The 25,773-nt window shown below is 66.5% G+C and carries 23 protein-coding genes and 1 tRNA gene; 9 read left to right on the top strand and 15 right to left on the bottom strand.

The window, feature by feature from the left end; genetic code table 11:
* Positions 1-401 precede the first annotated feature (401 nt).
* Both DID98_RS23665 and DID98_RS23660 read right to left on the bottom strand, forming a co-directional pair.
* On the bottom strand, positions 402-935 hold the full coding sequence (locus DID98_RS23665; RefSeq protein ID WP_124571526.1) for a cytochrome b: 534 nt from the start codon (positions 933-935) through the stop codon (positions 402-404).
* The gene (locus DID98_RS23660) at positions 932-2,020 is read right to left on the bottom strand and encodes a catalase family peroxidase (protein ID WP_124571525.1); all 1,089 of its coding nucleotides are present in this window, start codon (positions 2,018-2,020) and stop codon (positions 932-934) included. The genes DID98_RS23665 and DID98_RS23660 overlap by 4 nt, the downstream gene beginning before the upstream one ends.
* Before the next feature lie 158 nt (positions 2,021-2,178).
* Here DID98_RS23660 and DID98_RS23655 point away from each other — a divergent pair, with 158 nt between their 5' ends.
* Entirely contained in the window at positions 2,179-2,697 is a 519-nt protein-coding gene (locus DID98_RS23655; protein ID WP_124520413.1) for a sigma-70 family RNA polymerase sigma factor, read from the top strand.
* The gene (locus DID98_RS23650) at positions 2,694-3,455 is read left to right on the top strand and encodes an anti-sigma factor (protein WP_124571524.1); all 762 of its coding nucleotides are present in this window, start codon (positions 2,694-2,696) and stop codon (positions 3,453-3,455) included. Before DID98_RS23655 ends, DID98_RS23650 begins: the two co-directional genes overlap by 4 nt.
* 1,091 nt (positions 3,456-4,546) lie before the next feature.
* Here DID98_RS23650 and DID98_RS23645 read toward each other — a convergent pair.
* The 4 genes from DID98_RS23645 to DID98_RS23630 form a co-directional block, all read right to left on the bottom strand.
* Entirely contained in the window at positions 4,547-4,885 is a 339-nt protein-coding gene (locus DID98_RS23645; protein ID WP_124486771.1) for an EamA family transporter, read from the bottom strand.
* On the bottom strand, positions 4,882-5,670 hold the full coding sequence (locus DID98_RS23640; RefSeq protein ID WP_124571523.1) for a bifunctional 2-polyprenyl-6-hydroxyphenol methylase/3-demethylubiquinol 3-O-methyltransferase UbiG: 789 nt from the start codon (positions 5,668-5,670) through the stop codon (positions 4,882-4,884). The genes DID98_RS23645 and DID98_RS23640 overlap by 4 nt, the downstream gene beginning before the upstream one ends.
* Positions 5,671-5,741: 71 nt before the next feature.
* Positions 5,742-7,250 (bottom strand): hypothetical protein, encoded by a 1,509-nt coding sequence (locus DID98_RS23635; RefSeq protein ID WP_260428108.1) that lies wholly within the window; start codon positions 7,248-7,250, stop codon positions 5,742-5,744.
* Positions 7,251-7,388: 138 nt separating this feature from the next.
* Positions 7,389-8,324 (bottom strand): glycosyltransferase family 2 protein, encoded by a 936-nt coding sequence (locus tag DID98_RS23630; protein WP_044845175.1) that lies wholly within the window; start codon positions 8,322-8,324, stop codon positions 7,389-7,391.
* Between the two features lie 356 nt (positions 8,325-8,680).
* On the opposite strand from DID98_RS23630, the gene DID98_RS23625 reads away from it, so the two are divergent.
* A tRNA-Val gene (locus DID98_RS23625) sits at positions 8,681-8,757 on the top strand.
* A 243-nt stretch (positions 8,758-9,000) separates the two neighbouring features.
* On the opposite strand, the gene DID98_RS23620 is transcribed toward DID98_RS23625, so the two are convergent.
* Both DID98_RS23620 and DID98_RS23615 read right to left on the bottom strand, forming a co-directional pair.
* Positions 9,001-9,882, bottom strand: a complete 882-nt coding sequence (locus DID98_RS23620; protein WP_124571521.1) for a sigma-70 family RNA polymerase sigma factor — start codon at positions 9,880-9,882, stop codon at positions 9,001-9,003.
* Positions 9,882-10,358: a carboxymuconolactone decarboxylase family protein gene (locus tag DID98_RS23615; protein WP_124571520.1), complete on the bottom strand. Its 477-nt coding sequence runs from the start codon at positions 10,356-10,358 to the stop codon at positions 9,882-9,884. The genes DID98_RS23620 and DID98_RS23615 overlap by 1 nt, the downstream gene beginning before the upstream one ends.
* 299 nt (positions 10,359-10,657) lie before the next feature.
* Between DID98_RS23615 and DID98_RS35920 the strand changes: the two genes are divergently transcribed.
* From DID98_RS35920 to DID98_RS23585, 6 genes are all read left to right on the top strand, one after another.
* Positions 10,658-10,933 carry a hypothetical protein gene (locus DID98_RS35920; RefSeq protein ID WP_185640886.1) on the top strand — a complete coding sequence of 92 codons (276 nt, stop codon included), beginning with the start codon at positions 10,658-10,660 and terminating at the stop codon, positions 10,931-10,933.
* An 11-nt stretch (positions 10,934-10,944) separates the two neighbouring features.
* Entirely contained in the window at positions 10,945-12,183 is a 1,239-nt protein-coding gene (egtB, locus tag DID98_RS23605; RefSeq protein ID WP_124571519.1) for an ergothioneine biosynthesis protein EgtB, read from the top strand.
* Positions 12,167-13,180 (top strand): L-histidine N(alpha)-methyltransferase, encoded by a 1,014-nt coding sequence (gene egtD, locus DID98_RS23600; RefSeq protein WP_124571518.1) that lies wholly within the window; start codon positions 12,167-12,169, stop codon positions 13,178-13,180. Before egtB ends, egtD begins: the two co-directional genes overlap by 17 nt.
* A gap of 282 nt (positions 13,181-13,462) precedes the next feature.
* Positions 13,463-13,765: a hypothetical protein gene (locus DID98_RS23595; RefSeq protein WP_044845179.1), complete on the top strand. Its 303-nt coding sequence runs from the start codon at positions 13,463-13,465 to the stop codon at positions 13,763-13,765.
* A 56-nt stretch (positions 13,766-13,821) separates the two neighbouring features.
* Entirely contained in the window at positions 13,822-14,076 is a 255-nt protein-coding gene (locus tag DID98_RS23590) for a glycine zipper 2TM domain protein (protein WP_044845180.1), read from the top strand.
* Positions 14,077-14,298: 222 nt separating this feature from the next.
* On the top strand, positions 14,299-14,691 hold the full coding sequence (locus DID98_RS23585; RefSeq protein ID WP_124571517.1) for a hypothetical protein: 393 nt from the start codon (positions 14,299-14,301) through the stop codon (positions 14,689-14,691).
* Between the two features lie 259 nt (positions 14,692-14,950).
* Here DID98_RS23585 and DID98_RS23580 read toward each other — a convergent pair whose 3' ends face one another.
* The 7 genes from DID98_RS23580 to DID98_RS23550 form a co-directional block, all read right to left on the bottom strand.
* On the bottom strand, positions 14,951-17,986 hold the full coding sequence (locus DID98_RS23580) for a type III restriction-modification system endonuclease (RefSeq protein ID WP_124486780.1): 3,036 nt from the start codon (positions 17,984-17,986) through the stop codon (positions 14,951-14,953).
* Positions 17,986-20,004, bottom strand: a complete 2,019-nt coding sequence (locus DID98_RS23575) for a site-specific DNA-methyltransferase (RefSeq protein WP_124571516.1) — start codon at positions 20,002-20,004, stop codon at positions 17,986-17,988. Before DID98_RS23575 ends, DID98_RS23580 begins: the two co-directional genes overlap by 1 nt.
* A 359-nt stretch (positions 20,005-20,363) precedes the next feature.
* The gene (locus DID98_RS23570) at positions 20,364-21,494 is read right to left on the bottom strand and encodes a porin (protein WP_124486784.1); all 1,131 of its coding nucleotides are present in this window, start codon (positions 21,492-21,494) and stop codon (positions 20,364-20,366) included.
* Positions 21,495-21,750: 256 nt separating this feature from the next.
* Positions 21,751-22,428 carry a response regulator gene (locus DID98_RS23565; RefSeq protein WP_044845185.1) on the bottom strand — a complete coding sequence of 226 codons (678 nt, stop codon included), beginning with the start codon at positions 22,426-22,428 and terminating at the stop codon, positions 21,751-21,753.
* 122 nt (positions 22,429-22,550) lie between these two features.
* Positions 22,551-23,918, bottom strand: coding sequence for a sensor histidine kinase (locus DID98_RS23560; protein WP_044845186.1), 1,368 nt, complete (start codon positions 23,916-23,918; stop codon positions 22,551-22,553).
* A 76-nt stretch (positions 23,919-23,994) separates the two neighbouring features.
* On the bottom strand, positions 23,995-24,852 hold the full coding sequence (locus tag DID98_RS23555) for an ABC transporter permease (RefSeq protein WP_124571515.1): 858 nt from the start codon (positions 24,850-24,852) through the stop codon (positions 23,995-23,997).
* Between the two features lie 19 nt (positions 24,853-24,871).
* A complete protein-coding gene (locus DID98_RS23550) occupies positions 24,872-25,669 on the bottom strand; it encodes an ABC transporter ATP-binding protein (RefSeq protein WP_027788757.1) in 798 nt (265 codons plus the stop codon).
* Positions 25,670-25,773: the final 104 nt, after the last annotated feature.

The raw sequence follows: 25,773 nt of genomic DNA, 5'->3' as shown, positions 1-25,773 counted from the left end.
TTTAAAGAGCATTTCTGCGAGGACCCGGAGGTTTTCTCAGCAGCGCTGCGTTTTCAGCAGCAGAGAAGCGAGATTATCAACCGTTTTTTAAAACTCGTCAACAACTTTTTTAACTACTTCGTTGCGACGACTGCGGTTTAATTTCGTATGCACTGGAGTCGATAAAACCGACTTCAACAGCACCGCTTCCCTTCTTCCCCCGCGCTGCGTTTCCGTTAGCGCGAAAGAGGCGTGATTCTAAGCACCTGCCCCGGTCTCCGCAACCCCTTTTGTGAAATATTTTTGACGTGCTAGGCCGGGAGCGGCTGAGCCGCCGCCGCGGTCATATATAAGCAACACGTCAGGAGCAGCCTCGGTCGCCCGTAAACCGCCCCGCCGCAGCGAACTCAATCTTCTGTCGATTACCGCCCAACCATCGCTCTCACCACGCCGTCCCGTCGAATCAGTCCGTGATACAGCGCCGCCGCGAAGTGCGCGAGGAACGTCAGGAAGAACAGATAGGCCAGCACCCGATGCGCGACCCTGAGCCAGGCGAACGCAACCGGATCAGCCGAAACGATCGCCGGCAGCTGCACGCCGCCGCCCAAGGTCACCGGATACCCGCCAGCCGACAGCATCGCCCACCCGATCAGCGGCATCGCCAGCATCAGCGCATACAGCACCAGATGCGACCCATGCGCGGCAACCTTCTGCCACCAAGGCAAATCCTCAGGCAACGCCGGCGGCTTCGACGACAGCCGCACCACGATCCGCACACACACCAGCACCAGCACGGCAATCCCCAGCGGCTTGTGCAACGCCACCAGGAAATCGTGCCGCCCGGAAACCGACGCCACCATCCCTACCCCGATGAACAGCATCGCGAGGATCATCGCGGCCATCACCCAATGCAGCAGCCTCGCCGGCAAGCCAAACGTCGTAGCAGCCTTCATCATCGTCCCTCCGCACTCAATCGCGCCGCGCCGGCCACGCCGGCCTCTTCACTCGTCCTGCGCAGATACGAATCCGCATACGCCGCCGACCGCGCCGCCAGCAACGGATCCCCCGACACCTGAATCCCCTGCGGCAGCACCGTCGGGTCGTAATTCACGTCCCGGCACGGCCCGCTGTCCTGCGGCTCCACGCGATCGAGCACGAGCGTGCCCGCGTCGATCGTCATCCGCTGCGCAGGCCAGGTCTTCGTCGCGTCGTCCACCGGGTCGCCGGGTTCCGCCAGCGTGACGAGCAGCTTCCACTTCTGCGCGCCGTCCGCGATGCGCCGCGTCAGGTCCTGCTGCAACACGTTCGGATCCGCGGCCGTCGCGACGTCCCCGGCGCCCGCCGTCTGCTCCGGCACGACGCGCCATCGCACCGCCTGGCGCTTGCCGGCCGCGTCGACGAAGTAGAACGCGTTCAGCCCGTAATAGCTTTCGGTGACGTAGCTCGCGCTCGGCTTCGCACCCTTCACCCAGGCGCGGAACGCGGCCGTCTCCGGATGTGCGCCGAAAAACGCCTTCACCTTTGCCGGATCGGGCTTGCCCGTCGCCGGATCCGGTTGCGTCGCGAGCAGTTGCGCGTAGAACGCCTTCGGCGTCGCCACCGGAAACACCGGCATCGCGTTCATCCCGGTCCGCCATTGCTGGCCGTCCGGTGCGGTGAGCTTCAGCGCGAGACTGCGGATCGGCACGCTGCTGTCGGGCGCATACGGATTCCCGCCCGGCAGCGCAAAGCGGCCGACCACCGGCGTGCGCACCGCCTTGAAGAACGGCGCGACCGAATATGCGCTCGCGGCGCCGTTACTTTCGAAGTAACCGGTCACGCACACGCCCTTCGCGTGATTGCGCCGGAAACCCGGATGCTCGCCGCCGGCCGTCTGCAGCGCGTCGACGAGCCGGTGCGGGGTCAGACGCGCCGGCGCGAGCCAGCCGCCGACATACCCGAACGCCACGGCCACGCCGGCCACCGCGCCGCCGATCACGGCCCAGCGCCACCATCCGCGCCCAGGCTCGCGCGGCGGTGAAGAAGAGGATGATTGCTTCATGGATGCACTCCCGATCGTCAGATCATTGTCGAACGCGTGTAGGACGCCACCCGCGCCGCTTTATTCCATGAAGAAATTTTTCGTATGCTGACGGAATAAGCGGCGCCGACCGGCGTCCTACGCGGCATCTCCACGCTTATCGGCTCGCGCCCCCGGCCATGCCCTCAAACGCCCCCGACGACGACGCATTACGCGAACTCATCCCCAGGCTGCGACGCTTCGCGCTCTGGCTGGCACGTGATGTCCACGCGGCCGACGATCTCGTCCAGTCGACGCTCGAGCGTGCGCTGTCGCGCTGGGCGAGCCGCCGCGACGACGCGTCGCTGCGCAGCTGGCTCTTCACGATCCTTTACCGGCAGTTTCTCGACGGCAAACGCAGCGCGAAGCGCTATGCGTGGCTGCTCGGCCGCATTCGCGACGACGACGAAGCGCACTGGCCGTCCGCCGAACGCGAGGTGGCCGCGCGCGCGACGCTCGAAGCGTTCGGCCGTTTGTCCGACGAGCAGCGCAGCCTGCTGCTGCTCGTCGCGGTCGAGGGCTTCACGTATCGGGAAGTCGCCGACCTGCTCGATGTGCCGATCGGCACCGTGATGTCGCGACTCTCCCGCGCCCGCCAGGCGCTGCGCCAGCTCAGCGACGGCGAGCTTCCCGCTCCTTCTCTCCGTTTGATGAAATGAATACGCTCCGTCCCGACGAACACGATCTCCAGGCCTATGTCGACGGCCAGCTCGACGACGATGCGCGCGCCGCGGTCGAGCGATATCTCGCGCTGCATCCGGAGAGCGCGGAACAGGTGAAGCACTGGCAGCAGGATGCGCAGCGGTTGCGGGCCGCGCTCGAAGGCGTGCGGATGCCCGGCGAGAATCCTGCGCTGGATCCGGCGGCGATTCGTGCGAAGCGTGCGGAGCGCTCGCGGGTGCGGTTCGCGATGGCGGCGTCGTTCGTGTTCTGTATCGGGCTCGGGACGTTTGGCGGGTGGCAGGCGCGTGGGTGGAACGCGGCGCCGCCGATTGCGCCGATGAGCGATGCGGTCGAGGCTTACCGGATGATGGTGGTCGATCAGGCCGCGAAGGTGGATTTCCGGCCGACGGGTGCGAAGGATTTGCAGACGTGGCTCACCCGGCGCGTGGGGGCATCGGCCAGGCTGCCGGATTTGAGTGCGGCGGGGTTCAGGCCGGTCGGCGGGCGGTTGTTTACGACGGACAGTGGGGCCACGGCCGCGATGGTGCTCTATGAGGACGACGCCGGGCGGACGCTGAGCTTCTATCTCCGGCCCGCGGAATCGCAACATCGGCTGCTGCCGGCCGGGCAACGCGTGGATGGGTCGTTACTGGCGCGGTATGGGTCGGTGAATGGGCTCAACTATGCGGTGGTCGGGCCTGTGGATAGTCTTGGTGAGCACGCGGTCGTGAAAGCGCTCGATCAGCAGATTTGAGCTGGACGATACGCTCTCCGTTGGTGGCCGTTGTGCGCTGACTGCGGTCCGTCCGATGCGGTTCGACAAGCCTGAAAGCACGCACGTTCACCGTTCGGGGCCACAGCGTTTAAATTCGCTTTCGTGGTGGTTGTCCACACCGCGAACCTCGTCGCGGTGCGTTCCCGGATGGGTAGACCCTCTTCGGTTCCGACGTCACAGGGTTTGGCGTCTTCTGGACGCAGGATATCCGCATCGGCCCCAGCGGCTCGGCATGCCGTCTCTGGTTGAATCACTCACCTTCGGCCCGCACAGCATTTCGAGTGTCTTTGGGTCGCGATATCCACATCGCCCTCGTCGAGCTGGTACACAGGATTTCGATTCGGCCGCTCACGGGTTGTTCGCATGCGCGTGAGCGCTTCGAATCAATGTGTTCCCGAGGGGGCACACAGCGTTCCTGATTGTTTTGCGTGCCGGTTGTCCACACGCGACAATCGGGCGCCACGGCCGCACGGACTCCAGCGTCGTGTCGTCCGTCATGTCGTACGACGGTGGCGTGGTTGTCATAACGGATCCTTGTGCAGCCGCATCGGTCATGAGCACCCACGACGCAGCCAGCAATATCCATCACCAGCATCTCATTGACGGGAGCGTTCATCGATCGTCGGGATCGAACTTCACGTTGAATCGCTCGCCCTTGAACCGACAACGATCCCGAACCCTGGCGATTCTACCGATACGAGCGTTCGAGCGGTCACCGGCTTCGGCTTCGCTTGATCCATCCACCGCACGCAGTGCATATCCCGCCCGGATCACAGTCGGCGGACTGTGCTTATCCAAAGGTGTTAACAGAGTTCGTATATATACGTAGTGATAGTTAACAAGCCCGCGGCCTCACAGTGGATAACTTCCGTAACGCCCTGAATTTTCAGCATGAAGTGGAATGCATAACCACAGGCGATGCACAGGAAAATCGCTGTGCATCACAGAACAACTTTCCGTCGATTCACAGTCGCGTCGACATATCCTCAAACGTTCCACTGTGAATCCAGAGGCTTGCCGGACGGTTATCCATAGCGCGCTGTGGATAAGTTGCGGCATCAGTCCGCCCGCTATCGAACCATGGCGATCAGATACAGCCCGCCGAGGATCATCGCGACGCCTCCCCATTGCGCGTACGACACACGCTCGCCGAAGAACACGATTCCGGCCAGAAAGACGAGCACGAACGTAAGCGCGGTAAACGGATACACGACGGTGAGCCCGGTCTTGCTCAAAGCGAAGATCCAGAGCACCGTGCCTGCGCCGTAGCAGAGCAACCCGAGCGCGACCCACGCATTGATGAATTCAGTCAATGCATGGCGGCCGTCGGCACCGATCTTGAACGCGACCTGGCCGGTTGCCGCGAGGAACACGCCGGCCAGAATGAGCACGTAGACGGACAGTTTCACCGGTGTTCCTCGTGGCGCTTCAATTGGTTGGCGACCATCCGGCTCTTCAGCATGGCGATGCCGGTTTTCACGCGCACCGGCAACCAGCGCAGCAGCAACTTGCGCACCTTGTAGCCGGGCGGCGACACGTCCGGTATGCCCGAACGGCTGTCGACGCGGTGTTGTCCGATCGCGTCCGGCAGCCGCTCCGCTTCGTCGGCGGCAGCGAAAAAGAGCAGGTTGTAGCGGTACCACGGCTCGATGCGCATGTCCGTGGCGATCATCGGCCGGACGAAATCGAACAGCTGGTAGCCGTGGCGCGCGAACAGGTCGCGCCAGAATTCGTAGCGCTGTTCGTTGATGTGGTTCTCGCCGCCCTGGCCAGGCACGGCGGCGGAAAACAGCACGCGCTTGCCGTGCCGGACGAGATTGTCGACGAGTGCCTCGCTGGATGCCTTTGGCACGTGCTCGCCGACTTCGAGGCACTGGACGAGATCGAACGATCGCCCGAGATCGAAGCGCTTCGAAATATCGGCCGGTACGAAATCGGCGGGGTCGACCATCAGCATCGAACGATCGACATAGTCGCCGTCGATGCCGGTGATGTCCTGCACGCCGAGCTGGCGATGCACGCTGAGCCATGCTCCGGCACCGCAACCGACGTCGAGGATACTCGCAGGCTTCAGCAGCGCGTTGACGCCGGGCAGCACGCCATGCGCCGACCGCGCCGATCCCTCGCGCTGGTATCGGTAGAAGATCTCGTCATACGAGCGCGGCGTATCGTCCGCGATGAATCCAGGTGACATCGCAATCTCCCGATGGCGCGATCGGTGCACGACGTGGCGCGACGCATCGCACCGCATGCGACGCAGTGCAATCAATCGCCTCGACAAGCCTGTTTCTCGTACACCGACCATTCGCCCGCCGTCTTCACGCGCACGACGCAACAGTCCGGATTGGCGAAAAACGTGTCCGGAAGCGGTGTCTCGGCGCGAACGAAGAAATACCGGTACAGGCGCCCTTGGTGCCGCTGCCAGTCGAAGTGCCGGTACAGCGGCAGCGGCGAGACGTCGGACGGCCCGACACCGGGCAGCCGGTCGAGCCGAAAGCGGACGATCTGCGGCGGGAACCGCGCGGCATTGAAATCGACGAATCCGCGGTGCTCGGCCTGATACCAGAGCGCGAAGTTCTCGTAGGCATACGGGTTGCCGGCACCCGGGCTCGTCCTGTCGACGATGATCGCAAGGCCGCGCTGTGCGGGTTCGATCGCGTTGGCAACCACGTCGAAATCAGCGCTCTCGTCGGCGAAGCGCAGCGCGCGGACACCTTGCTGAACGATGAAACCGGCGCAGACCACGGCAAGGAGCAGCTGCGTCATCAGCGCGAGCTGCGGCATTCGCCGGCCGGGTTCCATTGGTGCGGGCGCGCGGAACATCAGCGCATAAAATGGAAACAGGAACAGCGCAAAGCGCGGATACAGGAAAAACGTGTTGATCGCGAACAGCGGCACGGTAAACCAGACGATGGTCACGATGATTGCCGGTACATAGGCGGCGACCTGCCGGTTCGGTTTCGATGCCATCACGAACGGTGCGGCAGCGATCAGCAGGAATGCCAGCAGCGAACGGCTGTCGCCGGCGACACCCCACGGATAGAGCACGGCCGCGAACACGCGCACGACCGGGCTGATCCCCCACATCACGGTAAACGGATACATCGGCGTCAGATCGACGTCACGATGCAACGCCGCGTACAGCACGGTGACGGAGGCGAGGATCGCATACGGCCACGAGGCGAGCAGCACGCGCGGCAACATGCTGGTCGTGCGCAGGCGCACGAGCAGGAACAGCACGCCGATCGCGTTCGCGAACACGAAGAGTAGTCCGTGCGAGAAAAACAGCGCGAGATTCACGAGCACCAGCATTGCGCCGCGACGGGCTGTCGGCCGCCCGGCATAGTCGAGCGCGAGCGCCAGGAAAATCATCGCGACCGGTACGGCGACGAGGTACGAGTAGAAACCGAACTCGTACGCGAAGCCGAAGAATCCGGGCACGCACAGCCAGTCGAGGCGCGGGTCCGTACCGAGACGCCGGCGCAGCGCGAGGTACGCGGCGACGAAACCATAGAACGACAGGGTCAGCATGACCTTGAACGCAGCCGCGACGGGCATCACGAACGAAAGCAGCGCTGCCGCGCCATAGCCGAGCAGGTAGGGCGTAAACAGATTGATCCGCAGCAATGGCGCCCATGGCGACTGGCCGCGCAGCAGGTCGCGCAGCGTGGCGACCTGCGCCGCATGCTGCGGAAGATCGACCATCGGCGGGTGCGGCGCGAGCCAGAACAGCAGGCCGGCGGCGGCGACCGTCGCAACGAACAATGCGCGCAACGTGCGATCGGCTGTGCGATATGGCCACGCACGCGGCAAGCGGCCGCTTACCGTGCTGTCATCCATTGCACGAGCCCCCGCGTGAGAGACCGCCGCCGGCCTGGCACCGGGTCGTTGCGCGACAGGACCGATGGCCCGTCATAGCGTCTTCTCGACGATGAAGCGCGGGCGCTGCTTCGTCTCCGAATAGATCTTCGCGACATAGCCGCCGATTACGCCGAGGAACAGCAACTGCAGGCCGCCGAGAAAGTACATCGGGATCACGGTGGACGCCCAACCGGGCACCGAACGGTCGGTGAACAGCCGGATCGACAGCGCCCAGATGCCGAACACGGTCGAGGCCAGCGCGAGCAGCGCGCCAACGTACGCGCTCCATTGCAGCGGCTTCGTCGAAAACGACGCGACACCGTCCGACGCGAGCAGGATCATCCTCGCCAATGGGTACTTGCTTTCGCCGGCGAAGCGCGGCTGCCGGTCGTACCGGACGATCGCGGTACGGAAGCCCAGCAGCGGCACGATGCCGCGCAGGAACAGGTTGACCTCGCGGAAGCCGCGCAATTCTTCGATCGCCCGGCGGCTCATCAGGCGGAAGTCCGCGTGATCCGGCAAGATGTCGACGCCGAAGCGGCGCAGCAGCCGGTAGTAGCCGCGCGCGCTGACGCGCTTGAAGAAGCCGTCGCTGTCACGACGCTGCCGCACGCCGAATACGATCTCGGCGCCGGACTGGTATTCGCGCAGCATGCGCGGAATCGCGTCGAGGTCGTCCTGGAGATCGGCGTCGAGACTGATCAGCACGTCGCCGTTGACTCTCATGAGCCCGGCAAGCAATGCGTTCTGGTGCCCGTGGTTGCGCGACAGCTTGAGGCCGTGGATACGTGGATCAGCGGCATGGAAGCCTTCGATGAGGGACCAGGTCCGGTCGTGCGAACCGTCGTCGACGAAGGTCACGCCGCTCGCGCCGTCAATGATGCCGTCGCGGGTAAGCTGATCAAGCAGGATCGTGAGCCGGCGTACGGTTTCCGGCAACACGGCTTCTTCGTTGAAGCAGGGAATTACCAGATTGAGCGCGACCATACCCACCCCGATATCGTTACGCGTACGTTGCGGTCTGCCGTCGTCACGAGGTGCTACTGGTTCATGCAAGGTGGCGCGCGGATCGTGCATCGCGCGCGCCTGTTCCCCGTGACCGGATCGGGCCGGTTCCTGCTCTTGATTGTCGTTCGCAACCCCCGGCCCCGGATTCGCGACGAATCCATTATGACGGAACGTACCCGGGCCCGGTGAGACGTCGCAGTGAGGATGAACCCGGATGCGATTGCGGTCTGCGCTCGAGCGCCGGACGATCCCCCAACGCATCCTCCCCGATTCAAAAAATTTTCACGAAGGGGCTTGCGCACCTCCAAAACCCTCTCTATAATTCGCGGCTTCTTAGGCTCGTAGCTCAGTTGGTTAGAGCACCACCTTGACATGGTGGGGGTCGTTGGTTCGAATCCAATCGAGCCTACCAACGAACAAAATGAAGGGGTCTGGCAGCTCGCATTGCCTACAGGCAATCCGGCTCGCCAACATACAAACGCCACGCGGCAACATCGCGTGGCGTTTTTCTTTTTGCGGCCGAAACTTCGCATGCGCGTGCCGATGCAGCGTGTGCGATCCACGCGCAACAAGCAGCCGGCAGCCGGCAGCCGGCAGCCGGCAAAGCAGAACGCAGAGCAGGGGAAGCGGGCGCAAAGCGCCCATCCGCCACCCCTCAATGCAGATGCCTCAACTTGTCAGGATTCCGCACGACATAGATCGCGACGACCTTCCCGCCCTCGATCTCGAGAGCCGTCGTCTGCAGCTCGCCATCCGCTTCCAGTGTGACGAACCCCGGCAGCCCGTTGACGAACCCCGCGCGCACGAGCTTCGACGCATGCGTGGCGAACAGCTCGGCGAGGTACGCGTGCACCTTCATCACGCGCTCGAAGCCGAACACCGGCTTGACCGCGGCCGTGCGCTTGCCGCCGCCGTCCGAATGCAGGCTCACGTCCTCGGCGAGCATCGCGCCGAGCGCGCGCATGTCGCCGCTGCGCGACGCCGCGAAAAACGCCTCGGCCAGCTCGATCCCGCGCTGCTTCTCGACATGAAACCTCGGCCGCGCCTCGCGCACATGCGTGCGCGCCCGCGCGGCGAGCTGCCGGCAGGCGGCCGGGTCGCGCTGGATCGTCGTCGCGATCTCGTCGAACGCGAGGCCGAACACGTCGTGCAGCAGGAACGCCGCACGTTCGAGCGGCGACAACCGTTCGAGCGCGAGCATCAGCGGCAGCGTGACGTCCTCCTGTTCATCTTCCTCGACGACCGGCTCGGGCAGCCACGGGCCGATGTAGGTCTCGCGCTGGTGCCGCGCGGACTTCAGCTGGTCGAGGCACATGCGCATCACCATGCGGCGCAGGAACGCCTCGGGCACGCGCACCTCGGTGCGATCGACGTCCATCCAGCGGATGAACGCCTCCTGCACCATGTCCTCGGCGTCCGCGACGGAACCGAGCATCCGGTACGCGACGCGCATCAGCGTCCGACGCAGCGGGTCGAAGCTCGCCGCTGCGTCGGCCCGGTCTGCGGCGCTGCCGGCGGCCGGATCGAGGTGGGTCATCACGCCACCATCTTCGCGGCAGCGGCCTTCGCCTCGGCGGGATCGATCCACAGCCCGAAGCCGACGGCCAGCCGGTTCCAGCCGTTGATCACGTTGATCATCACCGTGAGTTTCACCTGTTCCTCCTGGCTGAAGTGGTCGTTCAGCACCGCATACGCGGCCTCGTGCGCGCCATGGCCTTCTGAAAGCCGCGTGAGCGCGTCGGTCCAGTCGAGCGCCGCGCGTTCGCGGTCGGTGTAGCAGGGCGCTTCACGCCATGCGGCCAGCAGGTTGATGCGCTGCTCGGTCTCGCCTTGCTCGCGCGCCTCGACGGTGTGCATGTTAAGGCAGTTCGCGCACGCGTTGATTTGCGACGCGCGGATCTTGACCAACTCGATCAGTGTCGGCTCGAGGCTCCCGGCAGCGGCGACCGAGACGGCCATCCAGTTCTTCATCAATGCGGGCGCGGCGGCAAACGGATTGAGTTTCGCAGTCATGGTTCCTTCTCCTTTCGTGTGGGTTCCGGCGATATGACGAGCGAGCCCTGCGCCCCTGTGACATCGACGCAAAAAAATTTTCAAAAACGGGGAAGCGCGCGGAGGGCAGAGCGGTTGAACGGCGGTGTCGAGGTCCGCGACACCAACGCGCGGACCCGTGCCGATTTCGATTCCATGGCGCCGCTCCCGTGGCGAACCCGTGTCATCCGGTCTTTCATGGCGCCGGCGTGGATGTCATGAGGCGTCGGCATGGCGAACCCGCGGGCATGCACATTGCGTTCACCCTCCGAGCCCCCATCATGACGGGCATCGACGGTTCGTCACGCCGCCGCCCCGCGCATGGTCGATGCTTTCATTTTTCTTTCGCGCTCGTTTCACCCGAAATCCGATTCGCGACGTTCACATTTCTAGCCCATACTGTTCTGCACGGGCAGATGAAGTCACGCCGCACCAGCGGCCCGGCGCGCGCGCCGGCTGTCCGACGACGCAGCAATGAAGGTCGCACGTCAGCCGCGCGCATCCGAGCGCAAGGCTTTCCTTTTTCCGGCAACGCAACGCAGCGAATCGCGACGTGAACGGTAAACCGATGAGCCTCCTTGCATCCCAGCTTCAGCGCCGTTACCAGGACGTGCGCGCCCATAGCATCGCGTTGACCGCGACGCTGTCCGCCGAAGACCAGGCCGTGCAGTCGATGCCCGACGCGAGTCCGGTGAAATGGCATCTCGCACATACGAGCTGGTTCTTCGAAACCGTCGTACTGATGCGCGGCGTGCGCGGCTACGCGCCGTTCGACGACGCGTTCCAGTTCCTCTTCAATTCCTATTACGAAGCGCTCGGCCCGCGCCATCCGCGGCCGCAGCGCGGGCTGCTCACGCGTCCGTCGCTCGATGAGGTGCACGCGTACCGGCAGTACGTCGACGATGCGATGCTGCGCGCGCTCGACGGTGCCGATCCGGCGTTGCTCGCCACGATCGCGCCCGAGATCGAGCTCGGCCTGCATCACGAACAGCAGCATCAGGAACTGATCGTCACGGACATGCTGCATGCGTTCTCGTGCAACCCGCTCAAGCCCGCGTTCCGGCCGCGCAGCGGCGCCAATGCGCACGCCGGGCACGCCGCCCTGGCCGCGGGCGATGCCGGCCCGTTGCGCTGGCTGCATCAGCCGGGCGGGCTCGTCGAGATCGGCCACGATGGCGCCGCGTTCTCGTTCGACAACGAACGGCCGCGCCATACGGCGCTCGTGCGTCCGTGCGAGATCGCGAACCGTCTCGTGACGAATGCGGAATTCGCGGCCTTCATCGCGGATGGCGGCTATGCACGCCCCGAATACTGGCTGTCCGACGGCTGGGCGACGGTGCAGCGGGAAGGGTGGCAAGGGCCCGCGTACTGGATTCCCGGCGACGACGGTGATCCGGCAGCCGCACACGCCTGGCGTGCGTTCGGCCTGCACGGCGTGGAGCCACTCGCGCCCGATGCGCCCGTGTGTCACGTGAGCTTCTACGAGGCGGCGGCGTATGCGGAATGGGCCGGCGCACGCCTGCCGACGGAATTCGAATGGGAGGCCGCGTTCGGCGCGGATGGCATCGCGCAGATGCTCGGGCACGTATGGCAGTGGACGCGTTCGTCCTACGAGCCGTATCCGGGCTTTCGGCCGCTCGCGGGTGTCGCTGCGGAATACAACGGCAAGTTCATGGTCGGCCAGCAAGTCCTGCGCGGCAGCAGCATCGCGACCCCGCCGGGGCACGAACGGCCGACGTACCGCAATTTCTTTCCGCCGGCCGCGCGCTGGCAATTCACGGGAGTGCGACTTGCGCGAGACGTCTGATCTGACGGCCACGAGCGGTGGCCTGCAACCCGCCCGCGATGCGCGGCCGAGCGCGTTCGAGCGCGACCTGATCGACGGGCTGTCGCGCACGTCGCGCAGCATTCCGCCGAAATACTTCTACGATGCGGCCGGCTCCGCGCTGTTCGATCGCATCTGCGAACTGCCGGAGTATTACCCGACGCGGACCGAACTCGGGATCCTGCGCGATCGCGCGGCCGAGATTGTGCGGCGCGTCGGCCCGCATGCGGACATCGTCGAATTCGGCGCGGGCTCGCTCGAGAAGATCCGCGTGCTGCTCGACGCGTGCGCGGACAACTACGCGAACGCGCCGGCGCGCTACGTGCCGATCGACATCTCGGCCGACTACCTGCACGGCGCGGCCGCGCGGCTGCGTGCCGCGTATCCGTGGCTCGACGTCGCGCCGCTCGCGGCCGACTACACGAAGGCCGAGCAGCTGGCCGAGCTGACCGGCACGCCACGCCGGCGCATCGGCTTCTTTCCCGGCTCGACGATCGGCAACTTCTCGCCGGAGGAAGCCGATACGTTCCTGCGCGACGCCGCGCGGCTGTTGCGCGGCGGCGGCCTGCTGGTCGGTGCGGATCTCGTGAAGGACGAACGCACGCTGCATCACGCGTACAACGACGCGCAGGGCGTGACCGCCCAGTTCAACCTGAACCTGCTCGCCCGCGCGAACGCGGAGCTCGGCGCGGATTTCGATCTCGACGCGTTCTCGCATTGCGCGTTCTACGACCGTGAGCTGCAGCGCATCGAGATGCATCTCGTCAGCGATATCGCGCAGACGGTGCACGTGCGCGGCCACGCGTTCCGCTTCGAGGCCGGCGAACGCATCCACACGGAGAACTCGCACAAGTTCACGATCGACGGCTTCCAGGCGATCGCGCGGCGTGCGGGCTTCGAGCCCGACACCGTGTGGACCGACGCGGACCACCTGTTCAGCGTGCACTGGCTGCGCAGCGTCGACGATATCCGCGCGTAACGTCGTCGCGAGTCGTCGCGATCCGCTCGCACGGCGTGCGCGCGGGACGCGTGCGGTCTGCGTCGCCGGCCCGCGCGCCGGCAAAATTTCCCGGCTCTCCCGATTCGATGCGTCGTTGCAACGGCGTGTCGAATCGTTCGTGACCCTCGTCCCGCAAGGCTTCGCGCCCCTCCGTAAACGTCCGTTACCGGTCTCGCATACCGGTTTCACCTGTGTCCGCCCCTGGTGCCTAGACTCCGAACCGTAGTCACATGACGCACGACACGTGCAGGGAGTCGCGAAATGAGCAAGAAACTTATTCTCGGTGCAGTTCTCGGCGTAGCGGCGCTGGCAGCTTCGGGCGTCGCATCGGCCCACGTCGACCTGTCGGTCGGCATCGGTGTGCCGGGCGTCTATGCGGCGCCGGCGCCGGTCTACGTCGCGCCGCCGCCGGTGACGTACGCGCCGGTTGGCTACTATCGCGATGACGACTGGCGTGAGCGTCAATGGCGCGAACACGAATGGCGCCGTCGTGAATGGCGCGAGCACGAGTGGCGCGAGCGCGGCTGGCGTGACGGCGACGGCTGGCGCGGCCGCTGGAACTGAACCGGGCAACCGGTTCATGAGGACACCGAGCGCGACGACGAGAGGAGCGTGATCGCATGATGCCCATTCGACACATCAGGTATAGCGCGGCGGCCGCCGTCGTCGCGCTCGCAACGATCGGCAGCGCGCACGCGGCGGGCTGCATGAAGGGCGCGGTGGTGGGCGGCGTCGCCGGCCACTACGCGGGACATCACGCCGTGGTCGGCGCGGTCGGCGGCTGTATCGTGGGCCGCCACATGGCGAAGAAACACGAGCAGGAACTGGCCGCGCAGCGCAAGGCCGCAGCGCAGGGCGTGCAGCCGGCGCAGTAAGCGTAGCCACCGGCGGAACGGCGCGATCGCGCCGTCTCCGCCTTTCATTTGCCTTGTCGGGTGGCGGCCGACCGGCCGGTTCATCAAGCATGCGGAACGCCGGCGGATTGATCCGACGAAACCGCGCCGCGCGCGCCGTTACGATCATTTACAACGCCGCGCCGCACGAAGCGCGCGCGTACCTAGAATGCAGTCACTCGAACGCGCTCCAGGGAGCAAACAATGAAAACGCAACGATATCTGTCCGTGCTCGCAGCTGCGCTGCTCGCACTCGGCGCCGTTTCCGCGCAGGCGGCGGGCGGCGGCAATGGTGGTGGTGGCGGTGGTGGTGGCAACGGCGGCGGCCATGGTGCCGGCGGGATGGGCGGCATGGGTGCCAATGCGGGCGGCATGTCCGCCGGCCACATGAGCGGTGAAGCGCTGAGCAACTCGAACGGCATGCACGCGGGCGACCGCGACAAGGGCCTGTCGCGCGCAGCCGACCGCTCCGATTCGATCGCCGATCGTGCCGGCGCGCAGCCGGGCAGCGGTCACGGGCGCTCGCACGGGCACACCGCCCATGCATCGAAGTCCACACGCCACGCGCATCGGAACGCATTCGGTCACACGCTGTAAGCGCGGCGCACGCATGCGGCAGGAGGGCGCTTCGGCGCCCTTTTTCATTGCCAGCGGACCAAGGGGCGCCGCGGTGTGTCGCGTTGCTCGTCGCGCATCGACCCCGATTTGCAACCAGCCGTAACCGCACGCACGAACGCGCCAGAATACGAACCGCTTTCACGCGAATGACAGGCGGATTCGCTCCCCATACGCGGGCATCGCAGCAGCGCCGCGGCCCGCGCCATGAAAAAAGGGCGGCTCGTCGCCGCCCTTCGTTTCAGCGCCCCGCGCCCGCCAGCGGCGCGACGGCTGCAACAGGCTCGAACAACGCGTCGGCCTGCCTGACGCGCACGAACCGCGCGGCCGCCCCGCCGTCCACCAGCGCCCGGAAATGCGCTTCGCCGCACGCGAGCTTCGCGCGCTCGTGCTCGCTCGTCACGTCGCCGTCTGCATTCGGCGTATCGACGACGAAGTACAGCCGCTCGCCGCCATCCTGCTCCGCGAGCACCGCCCAGTCGGGGTGATAGCTGCCGAGCGGCGTCGGCACGCGGAACCATGCGGGCAGCTTCGCGTACAGCTTCACGCCGTCGTGTGCTTCGAGCGCATCGGCGAACGCGCGCTCGGCGTCGGTCTCGCACACGACGGCCTCGTGGATCGACTTCCGCGCATCCGGCCGCAGGTTGCGCAGATAACCGGTCAGCGCCTCGCTCTCGAACGACTCGAGCGCATGCACGTGGCGCTCGCCGAGCTTCCGGTACGCGATGCCGGCAACCAGCGCGAGCCGCTTGCAGCGGTTGATCGCATCGGCGGCCAGCGCGATGAACTGCTGCGGATTCACGCGGAAATCGTCGAGCCGGCCGCTGTCGGCCAGGATCGTCGCGAGCGAGCGGCGCGTGAGCTGCGTGCGGTCCTGCAGTTCGGTGAGCAGGTCGGGCAGCGGCAGCTCGCCTTCGTCGATCAGCACCGTGCCGGCGCCGGCCACCTCGATCGCCTCGATGCCGGCCTTGCCGATGTCGATCTCGGCCTTGCGCCACTGCAGCCGCGCGCGCGCGATGTCCGGCGCGTCGCGCAGCGCGGCCGTGCAGTCGCGCACGAGCTTCGCGTTGTCGAACTCGACGCTGTACACGGTGCGATGGCGGATGCGGTCCCACAACGCGCGGAAGTCGTCGCCGAACACGACGGCCTTGCCCGACGCGTCGCGCCGCAACGCGATCGCGCGCCGCTCGTCCGCATTGCGCACCGCGAAGCGGCCCGACAGCTTGCGCAGCGTCGCGACGATCGGCGCGCGCAGCGTCTCGAACGCCGCGGGCAGCACGAGCGCGCTCTGGCGCAGCGCATCCTTCAGCCGGTCGAGCACCTTGCCCTGCGCGTCGACGTAGCCCTGCTCGTGCAGATGGGTCCACAGCACGCGCGACAGCTCGATGCCGAGCGCATGCGCGGGCCCGTCGCCTTCCTGCACCGGCAGCGCCGCGAACTGGTGTTCCTCGACGATCCCGAAACGGATGCCCGTATCGGCCTCGATTTCCTTCTGCAGGTTCTCCGCGAACGACTCGTAGCGCTCGGTCGCGATCACGGTGAGCGTGTTCACGCCCGGATCGCGCACGCGTTCGCCGTCCTGGTCGACGGCGAGGCGCAGCCCGCGGCCGAGCGTCTGGCGACGCTCGCGCTCGGTCTGGATGTCGCGCAGCGTGCAGATCTGGAACACGTTCGGGTTGTCCCAGCCTTCCTTCAGCGCCGAGTGCGAGAAGATGAACTTCAGCGGCGTGTCGAACGACAGCAGCGCTTCCTTCTCGCGCATGATGAGGCCGTACGCGCGCTCCGCGTTCTCGCGGGCCGCGGCGCTGCTTTCGCTCGTGTCGGTCCAGCCGCCCTTGCGGTCGATCGAGAAGTAACCGTTGTGCGCGCGCTCGACTTCGAGCGCGACGTCGACGCCGTCGAACAGCGCACGATAGGCCGGCACACGCGCCGCGCGCGCATATTCCTCTTCGAAGATCAGCGCGTAGTCGCCCTTCACCGGCATCCCGTTCTCGTCGTAGCGGCGATAGCGTTCGACCGAATCGACGAAGAACAGCGACAGCACCTTCACGCCGCGCTCGGCCAGGCGCAATTCCTTGTCGAGATGCTCGCGGATCGTGCGGCGGATCATCTCGCGCTGCACGGCGAGCGTGTCGATGTCGCCGAATGCCTCGCCGAGCGACAGGAACGCCTCGCCTTCCGGATGGCGCAGCTCGACGTACTCGGCGCCCTTCACCGCATGCACTTCACCGATCCGCAGCCCCGCGTACAACGCGCGCCTGGTCAGGCGCTCGAGATCGTCGCCGTCGGTAGCCGTCACGATCTGGCGCTTCACGCCGGCCGCGGTCGCGACGTCGAGCTCGATGCGCGCGCTGATCGCACCGCGCCGGTTCGACACGCCGACGAGCCGCACGTAAGGCTTGTTGTGCGCATCCTCGACGATCGCCGACGCGATCTCGATCTGCTTGACGAGCTTGCGTTCGTACGCGTCGACCGCATCGAGCCGGTACACCATGTGGTGGCGGTCGACGTGCGTGGCCGAATAGCGCAGCGTGCAGAGCGGCGCCATCGCGGCGAGCGCTTCGCGCCCGCGCCCCTCGAGCCCGCCGTCGACGCTTTGCGGCTCGTCGACGATCACGATCGGCCGCGTCGCGCGGATCAGGTCGATCGGCTTCTCGCCGCCGGTCTTCTCGCTGTCCTTGTAGAGGTTGTTGATCTCTTTCTTGTTGATCGCGGCGACCGTCATCACCATGATCTGGATCGCCGCGCTCGCCGCGAAGTGGCGCACCTGGCCGAGCTTCGCGGAGTCGTACAGGAAGTAGTCGTACGGCACGCCCGCGTACAGCGCGCGGAAATGATCCTCGGTGATCGAGAGCGTCTTGTGCACGCCTTCCTTGATCGCGATCGACGGCACGACGATCACGAACTTCGTGAAGCCGTAGCGGCGGTTCAGCTCGAAGATCGTGCGCAGGTACACGTAGGTCTTGCCGGTGCCGGTCTCCATCTCGACGGTGAAGTCGCGCGAGCCGGGCTGGCCGGACGGCGGCAGCCCGCCGCGCAGCTGGACGTCGGCGAGGTTGCGCGCGAGCGCGTCGTCGGTCAGCGACAGTCGGTTGCCGACGCCTTGCTCCGACACCGCGAAACCGAGCGAGCCTTGCGCCGCGGCCGTCGTGCCGGGCGCGGCGTTCGCGAGCACGCTGAAGTCGCCGCGATACGATTCCTGGCCGCGAAACAGGTCGCAGACGGCGTCGATCGCCTCGCGCTGGTAGTCGAGATCCGCTTCGAAATGCAGCCGCATCACAGGCTCCGCACGCGCTTCACGCCGTGCTGTTCGAGCAGCGCGGCGAGATTGAGCTTCGCGACGTCGTCGACGAAGCCGCTGTCGCGGAACAGGCACGTGACATCGCGCGTGGCACCCGTCGCGTCGAGCAGCTCGACGATGCCGTCGGCGAGCGGGCCCGCGTCGTCGCGCGCGATGCGCGCGTCGAAGCACGCGACGATCGAGCGGCCGATCAGGTGCACGGTCTTGCCCGCGACCGGGTTATGCTCGACCGGCGTGCACAGATCGAGGCCGAGCTTCAACGTGAGTTCGGCGAGCAGGTCGTCCTCGCTGCGGCCGGTCTTCACGTGCTCGACGGAGGCGAACAGCGCGTGGTCGAAGTCGTCGCGGCGCGGATCCCATTCGATCACGTTGGTCGTATCGAGCCGGTACACGCGGAAACCGAGGTCGCCATAGCTTTCCGGGAAGTCGCGCGCGACCTGCTGCGCTGCGCGGCGCAGGCGTTCCTTCGTGATTTCCGCGAGCGTCAGCGGCTTCTTCAGCTTCGCGCAGAAATCGGCGGCCGCGAGCTGTGTCTTGTCGCGGCGGTCGAGCGCCTCGGGCAGCTGCACGAGGATGTAGCGGCGCGCGCCGCCGTCGGTCGCGTTCACCTGCATCACCGCGTGGCCGGTCGAGCCGGAGCCGGCGAAGCAGTCGAGCACGATGTCGTCGCCGCGCGTGCACCAGCCGATCACGGCCGCCGCGAAATCGACCGGCTTCGGCTGGTCGAACGGGATGCCGAGCGTCTTCAGCAGCGCGTCGTCGGAGCCGGCGAACGGCAGCACCGACGGCACGTTCTCGTACATGTTCTCGTCGAGGTAGTAGATCCGCTGCGGCTGCGTGGTTTCATCCGGACCGAATTCGATCTGGCCGCGCTCGATCAGCGCCTGCATCGTCGCGGGCGGGTTGCGCCAGCCGCGCGCCGGCATCGCGCACGGCTTGCCGGTGACCGGGTGGATCAGCGGCGTGAAATACTCGTCCGGTGCCTTCTTCTTGTTCGGCCACGCCATCGACACGAGGCGGTACACGCGCCCGTCGGCCGACAGCCGGTCGTACATCACCTCGCCGCCCGACAGGTTGGTCTGCGCCTTCATCCACGCGCGGTAGGCCTTCTGCGCGTCCTTCGCGTTGCCGCTGCGGTACACCGCGTCGTGCGCGGCATCCAGCATGCGCTGCGCGTTGCGCTTCGGGCGCTTCAGCGGCGCCTGCTCGAGCAGCGTCTCGGCGTTGCGCGCGAACAGCACCAGCGATTCGTGCTGGTACGCGACGCCGCGCGCATCGCCCTTCGGGTTGCGCTTGTCCCACACGGCCACGCCGAGCTCGTTCTCCTCGCCGAAGATCTCGCGCAGCATCAGCACGAGCGCATGCACCTCGTGCTCGTCGATGTGCACGGCGATCAGCCCTTCGTCGGACAGCAGCGCGTGCGCGAGCTTCAGGCGCGGATACATCATGTTCAGCCAGTCGGTGTGGAACCGGCCGTTCGCCTCGGTGTTGGTGCTGCGCTTCACGCCGCCTTCGGTCTGGCCCGTCATCGCCAGGTAGTGGCGGATGCTGTCGCTGAAGTCGTCCGGATAGACGAAATCGCTGCCGGTGTTGTACGGCGGGTCGATGTAGACGAGCTTCACCTTGCCCGCGTAGCTCTTGTGCAGCAGCTTCATCACGTCGAGGTTGTCGCCCTCGATCACGAGGTGGCGCGTGTCGTCCCATGCGACGCTGTCGGCAGGGCACGGACGCAGCGTGCCCGTCGACGGCGTGAGCGCGGCCTGGCGCGCGCTGCGCTTGCCGTGCCAGTGGAAGCCGTAGCGCTCGTCGGCGTCGCCGACGGTGCGCTCGCCGACCAGCGCCTTGAGCACGTCGACGTCGACCGACGCGCCGTCCGGGCCTTCGGTCACGAGTTCGGGGAACAGCGCCTTCAGGCGCGCGACGTTGTCGGCGGTGAAATCCGTCGACATCGCCTGCGGGCTCGCCGCATCGAGTTTCTGCATCGTTTTTTCCATCGGAGCCCGGCCGCGTGCGCCAGGACGTCGGGCGCACTCACGGCACCGGCGGCAATGGCCACCCGGGCAAACCCGAAACGCTAGCGAGTCGGTCGGCGCAGGTCAAGCACCGATGTGAGGCGATCGTGCGCGCATCGGCCGCGATCGCCCGCCCGACGGGCCGCAAGCGGCTTCGGGCCGGTGGTCGCGGCGGCGGCCGACCGGCGTTCCCCGGGGGCGCTGCGCGGGCCAAAAGCGACGAAAAAAAGGCGAAAAAAAGGGCACGGTCAGCGCGATGCGCCGCCGTGCCAGCATGGAGAATCCCGGATGGAGGGTGTGGCGGAGCCCGGCGGGCCCCGCCCGGATGACCGGCCCTCGGGTCAGAAGCGCGTGCGAATGCCCGACGTCAGTTCGAGCTGGTTCTTCGCGCCGAACGTCGACGACACCTTGTAGCCGCCATGCAGCTTCATGTAGTCGCCGGCCAGATACACCTCGGTGCGCTTGCTCAGGTGGTAGAACACCGACCCGTAGATCGTCTCCTTGAAGCCGTTGCCGACGCCGTTGGTCAGGCTGAACGCGCCGAGGTTCGCGTTCGGCGTGAAGCCGTCGGCGTTGTACGCGGCGTTCTTGATGCGCATCTGCTGATAACCGAGTTCGTAGTCGAGCGCGCCCTTCGGCGCGATCTTCATCGACACGGTCCACGAATCGTCGTGGCGCTGGCCGAGCGCGCCCTGGTCGCCGTTGTAGCGGAAGTAGCCGGCGTTCAGGCGCACGATGCTGAACGCGTAGTCGCCGCCGACCGAGAACGTCTGGTTCCTGAAGCCGTTGTGGTTCACGTGGTTGTAGAAGCCCGACACGGCGAACGGCCCGCCGTTGTAGCCGAGCGCGACCTGGTATGCGGAGCCGGTCGCGAACGAGGTCGAGTTGCTGAATTGGTAGCCGGCGCTCGCGAAGATGCCGTTGCTGAACAGCTTCTTCCACGCGACGCCGTTGTTGTAGCGCGTGCCGGTCGGGCCGGCCGCGTAGAAGATCATCTGCTTGAAGTTGTTCGAGTTGGTCCAGCCGCCTTCCTCGGTCGTCAGCTTCGCGGAGCCGTACGCGTCGCCATAGATCGCCGACGCGTCGCGCGCGATCGTGTTCTGGAAGCCGGCCGTCAGCTTGCCGAAGCGCTCGTCCTCGACGCCTACCCATGCGTCACGGTCGAAGATCTGGCCCTCGTCTTCCATCTGGCCGTTCGCGACCACGAATTCGCTTTCGAGGCGGAAGATGATCTTCGTGCCGCCACCGATGTCCTCGGCGCCTTTCAGGCCCCAGCGGCTGCCGCTGAACCACGGCTCGCCTTCGTTGCCCATGCCGATCACATGGTTGCCGTTGGCGTCGGCGTGGGTCCGGTAGGTCGGAAAGCTCAGGTCCATCAGGCCGTAAAGCTGCACGCTCGACTGCGCCTGCGCCTGGGTGCCGGCGCACAGGCCTGCCGCCGCGATGGAAAGGGCAAGGGTTTTTCGTTTCAAGATCGTCTCCTCCGAGCTGCCGCATTGAAATCTGTTTGTTGGCAGTACGTAATGTATGCCGATTGTTGCCGACCACAGCGAGAGGGTCGACGCATAGCATCGTAGAGGGGGCAATCCTTCACGCCGCTTTCCCGGAGGAAAGAATCGGATCGGTGAAAACACCGAAATCGCAATAATCGGGAATCGGGCAGGCGGGCAGCCCGCGGGCTGCCAAAACAACATTACGTGCTGCGAATCGATGCCGCGGGCCGCGCCGTCAGTCCTGCGCGGTCTTCGCGCGCAGGATATAGCCGAGCCCGCGCAGCGTGATGATCTCGGCCGTGCTGAGCGCGAGATGCTTGCGCAGCCGGTGGATGTAGATGTCGATCGCATCCGCGCTCGGCTCGTCGTCGAGCGCGAACACGCTGTCCATCAGCCGCGCCTTCGATACCGTCTTGTTCTGCTGCAGCATCAGCGTTTCGAGAATCGCATGCTCGCGGCGGCGCAGCGCGAGCACCGTGTCGCCGCAGCGGAATTCGCGCGTGCCGAACGCATAGACGAGATCGCCGCACACGAGCTGCGTCGTGCCGACGCCGGCCTGCCGGCGGATCAGCGCGCGGATCCGCGCGACCAGCTCGCGCGATTCGAACGGCTTGACCACGTAGTCGTCGGCGCCCGCGCCGAAGCAGTCGACCTTGTCGTCGACCGAGCCGTGCGCGGTCAGCATCAGCACCGGCACGTTGTCGTTGCGGCGCCGCAATCGCGCGAGCACTTCCTTGCCGCTGATGCCAGGCAGCCGCATGTCGAGCAGCACCGCGTCGTAGCGCTCGGTCTTCAGCACGGTATCGGCGCGCTCGCCGTCGCCGACGCAGTCGACCGCGAAATCCTCGCCGCGCAGCAGGTTCACGATCCAGTGCGCGAGTTCGGCGTTGTCTTCGACCAGCAGGAGTTTCATGGCGACTTCATCTCTTCAAGGAAACGTCGGGCCGCCCCAAGTTTCCCGCCCCGCCGGAAGTCCCCTTGGGTGATGGTCCCCTTGGGGGGCCTGGCGCGCAGCGACAGGTTTGGGCGCACTCTTCAATCGTACGCGGGCAGCCGCACGGTCACGACGATACCGCGATTGCCGGGGCCCGGCGCGAGCGACGCGCTGCCGCCGTGCGCCTGCGCGATCTCGCGGACGATCGCGAGGCCCAGGCCCGAGCCTTCGGTGTCGGCCGACACGCGGTAGAACCGCTTGAACACGTGCGGCCGCGCTTCGGCCGGAATGCCGGGGCCGTTGTCGACCACCTCCAGCACGACCGCGGCGCCGTCGCGCCGTGCCGCGACCGTCACGCAGCCGCCCGGCTGCGTATAGCGCACGGCGTTGTCGACGAGGTTCATCACCAGCGCGGTCAGCAGGCTGTCGCTGCCCGCGACGTCGAGCCGTTCGCCGAGATCGGCGCCGAGGTCGATGTCGCGCTGCTGCGCGAGCACGATCGTTTCCTCGAGCACGCTCGATACGACGGCGGCGAGATCGACCCGATGCGTGAGCAGCGTCGACGGCGTCGCTTCCGCGTGCGCGAGCAGCAGCAGCTTGTCGGTCACGTCGGCCATCTTGCGGCTGCTGCGCTGCATGCTGTCGAGCACCGACGCCAGCTCGCGATCGTCATGGTCGCGCTGCTGCGCGTACTGGATCTGCGTGTCGAGCACCGCGATCGGCGTGCGCAGCTGGTGCGCGGCGTCGGCAATGAAGCGGCGCTGCGTGGCCGTGTGCGTATTGAGCCGCGCGATGCACTGGTTGATCGCGTCGACGATCGGCCGCAGCTCGTGCTGCAGCCGCTCCGGGCGGATCGGCTCCAGTTCCATCGGCCCGCGGTCGGCGACGTCGTCCTTCAGCTTCATCAGCGGGCGCAGCTCGAGCGTGAGGCCGAGATAGACGAGCACGATCGCGAGCACCAGCATCAGCGACAGGCGCACGAGCTGCGGCCGCCAGATCGTCGCTACCATCGCGTCATACGAGCGCGTCGTCTTCGCGACGATCACCGTGACCGTCTCGATCTGCCCCTCGTCGTACAGCTGGCGGTCGTAGGCGGCCGCGCGCAGCCGCACGCCGTCGAGCGACGTGTCGTACAGCGTCGGCTCGACCCCGTGCCGCCCGGGAACCGCGAGCGCCGGGTTGCCCGCGAGCAGCCGGTCGTGGCCGTCGATCACCTTGTAGAACACCGAATCGCCCGACGGCGATTCGAAGATCTCCAGCGCGGCCGGCGGCACGTCGGCCGCCGGCCGCCCGTTGCGCCATTCGACGTCCTCGCCGATCGTGCGCGCGGACGCGACGAGCGCGCTGTCCTGCACGAGCCCGGCCGTGCGCCGTGCGGTGTCGTACGACATCGCGCCCGCGATCAGCACGAAAGCCGCGAGCGGCAGCAGCAGCCACCACAAGAGCCGCCCGCGCAGGCTGTGCGCCATTCCGTCTCCTCAATGCCGAACCGCGCCGGGGTAACCGGCGCGGTTCGGGCGTGTCATTCGATGATGCCTGCGTTGCTCAGAACGCGGCGGGGCGCCACTTGAGCAAGCGCTTCTCGAGCCAGGTCAGCAGATAGTCGGCGGCCAGCGCGACCACGGCCAGCACGATCATCGCCGCGAACACGCCGCTCGCGTTGAACGCGCCCTGGGCGGTGGAGATTAGCAGGCCGATGCCCTGCTTGGAACCCAGGAATTCGCCGACGACCGCACCGACCAGCGCGAAGCCGAAGCTCACGTGCAGGCTCGCGAGAATCCAGCTGAGCGCGGACGGGATCACGACCGACGTGGTGATCTGCCGGCGCGACGCGCCGAGGATCTGCGCGTTCGCGATCAGGTAGCGGTCGGCTTCGCGCACGCCCTGGAACGCGTTGCCGAACACGACGAAGAACACCATCACGACGGCCAGCGCGATCTTCGACGCCATGCCGAGGCCGAGCGCGATCACGAAAATCGAGCCGAGCACGACGCGCGGGATCGAGTTCGCGATCTGGATATAGAGGCCGAACACGTCGGACATCAGCTTGTTGCGGCCGAGCACGATCCCGCAGAGCACGCCGGCGACCGAGCCGATCAGGAAGCCGATCGTGGTTTCCTCGAGCGTCACCCAGACCTGCGTAAGCAGCGGCCCTTGCGACGTGCCGTTCGCGAACCAGTCCTGGAGCTGCGCGAAGATCAGCGTCGGCTGCGAGAAGAAGAACGGATCGATCCACTTCAGGCGCGCGGCGAGTTCCCAGCCGCCCAGCACGACGACGAGCACGACGATCCGCAGGCCGATGATCAGTTGCCGGCGGCGGCGCAGCCGGGTTTGAGCGGCACGCGACTCGTCCTCGAGCGACGGTGCCGGAATGGCGGTGGGGGGAAGCGTCATGTCGGTCATGCTCCTGTCCTTGCTGCTGTCAGCCGATCTGCACTTCTTCGCGCAGGTCGTGCCAGATGTCCTTGGAAATTTCGATGAAGCGCGTGTCGTAGCGAATCTCCGACGTGACGCGCGGGCGCGGCAGGTCGATCTCGTACACGCGCTTGAGCGTCGCGGGGCGCGCGGTCAGCACGAACACGCGGTCGGCGAGCGCGATCGCCTCCTCGAGATCGTGCGTGACGAACACGACCGAGCCCTTGTTCGCGGACCACAGCTGCAGCAGCTCGTCCTGCATCAGCGTGCGCGTCTGCATGTCGAGCGCGGAGAACGGCTCGTCCATCAGCAGGATTTCCGGCTGGTTGATGAAGGTCTGCGCGAGCGCGACGCGCTTGCGCATCCCGCCGGAGAGCTGGTGTGGGTAGTGTTTCGTGAACTTGTCGAGGCCGACCTTGCGGATCCATTCCTCGGCCTGCGCGTAGGCGACGTCCTTCGAGCGGCCGCGAAACAGCGGGCCTGCCGCGACGTTGTCGATCACGTTGCGCCACGGGAACACCGCGTCGGCCTGGAACACGAAGCCGATGCGCGGATCGATCCCGTCGACCGGGCGGCCCATCACGCGCACCTCGCCGGAAGCCGGCTTCAACAGCCCGGTGATCAGGTTCAGCGTGGTCGACTTGCCGCAGCCGGTCGGCCCGACGATCGCGATGAACTCGCCGCGCGCGACGCTCATGCTGAAGTCGCGCAGCGCGACGGTGGCCTTGCCTTCCGGCGAAATGAAGCGGCACGACACATTGCGAAACTCGATCGCCGGTGTGCTCGGGGAGACTGCCTGGTTCATCGCATGGATCCTGCGGGTGAAGAGCGCGTCGCATCGTGGCGACGCCGGGCCGGCCAGCCGGACCGGGACGGGGGAGCGCACGGCGGCGGGATCGCCGCCGCCGG

The sequence above is a fragment of the Burkholderia sp. Bp8984 genome (assembly GCF_003853755.1).
Classification (GTDB): domain Bacteria; phylum Pseudomonadota; class Gammaproteobacteria; order Burkholderiales; family Burkholderiaceae; genus Burkholderia.
This window is presented reverse-complemented; position numbering and strand designations above follow the sequence as displayed.

Bases quoted from the DNA above. Each gene is read 5' to 3' on its own strand.
- DID98_RS23665 (WP_124571526.1), bottom strand. From the start codon at position 935: ATGATGAAGGCTGCTACGACGTTTGGCTTGCCGGCGAGGCTGCTGCAT.
- DID98_RS23660 (WP_124571525.1), bottom strand. From the start codon at position 2,020: ATGAAGCAATCATCCTCTTCTTCACCGCCGCGCGAGCCTGGGCGCGGA.
- DID98_RS23655 (WP_124520413.1), top strand. From the start codon at position 2,179: ATGCCCTCAAACGCCCCCGACGACGACGCATTACGCGAACTCATCCCC.
- DID98_RS23650 (WP_124571524.1), top strand. From the start codon at position 2,694: ATGAATACGCTCCGTCCCGACGAACACGATCTCCAGGCCTATGTCGAC.
- DID98_RS23640 (WP_124571523.1), bottom strand. From the start codon at position 5,670: ATGTCACCTGGATTCATCGCGGACGATACGCCGCGCTCGTATGACGAG.
- DID98_RS23630 (WP_044845175.1), bottom strand. From the start codon at position 8,324: ATGGTCGCGCTCAATCTGGTAATTCCCTGCTTCAACGAAGAAGCCGTG.
- DID98_RS23620 (WP_124571521.1), bottom strand. From the start codon at position 9,882: ATGACCCACCTCGATCCGGCCGCCGGCAGCGCCGCAGACCGGGCCGAC.
- DID98_RS23615 (WP_124571520.1), bottom strand. From the start codon at position 10,358: ATGACTGCGAAACTCAATCCGTTTGCCGCCGCGCCCGCATTGATGAAG.
- DID98_RS35920 (WP_185640886.1), top strand. From the start codon at position 10,658: ATGACGGGCATCGACGGTTCGTCACGCCGCCGCCCCGCGCATGGTCGA.
- egtB (WP_124571519.1), top strand. From the start codon at position 10,945: ATGAGCCTCCTTGCATCCCAGCTTCAGCGCCGTTACCAGGACGTGCGC.
- DID98_RS23595 (WP_044845179.1), top strand. From the start codon at position 13,463: ATGAGCAAGAAACTTATTCTCGGTGCAGTTCTCGGCGTAGCGGCGCTG.
- DID98_RS23590 (WP_044845180.1), top strand. From the start codon at position 13,822: ATGATGCCCATTCGACACATCAGGTATAGCGCGGCGGCCGCCGTCGTC.
- DID98_RS23585 (WP_124571517.1), top strand. From the start codon at position 14,299: ATGAAAACGCAACGATATCTGTCCGTGCTCGCAGCTGCGCTGCTCGCA.
- DID98_RS23580 (WP_124486780.1), bottom strand. From the start codon at position 17,986: ATGCGGCTGCATTTCGAAGCGGATCTCGACTACCAGCGCGAGGCGATC.
- DID98_RS23575 (WP_124571516.1), bottom strand. From the start codon at position 20,004: ATGGAAAAAACGATGCAGAAACTCGATGCGGCGAGCCCGCAGGCGATG.
- DID98_RS23565 (WP_044845185.1), bottom strand. From the start codon at position 22,428: ATGAAACTCCTGCTGGTCGAAGACAACGCCGAACTCGCGCACTGGATC.
- DID98_RS23560 (WP_044845186.1), bottom strand. From the start codon at position 23,918: ATGGCGCACAGCCTGCGCGGGCGGCTCTTGTGGTGGCTGCTGCTGCCG.
- DID98_RS23555 (WP_124571515.1), bottom strand. From the start codon at position 24,852: ATGACCGACATGACGCTTCCCCCCACCGCCATTCCGGCACCGTCGCTC.
- DID98_RS23550 (WP_027788757.1), bottom strand. From the start codon at position 25,669: ATGAACCAGGCAGTCTCCCCGAGCACACCGGCGATCGAGTTTCGCAAT.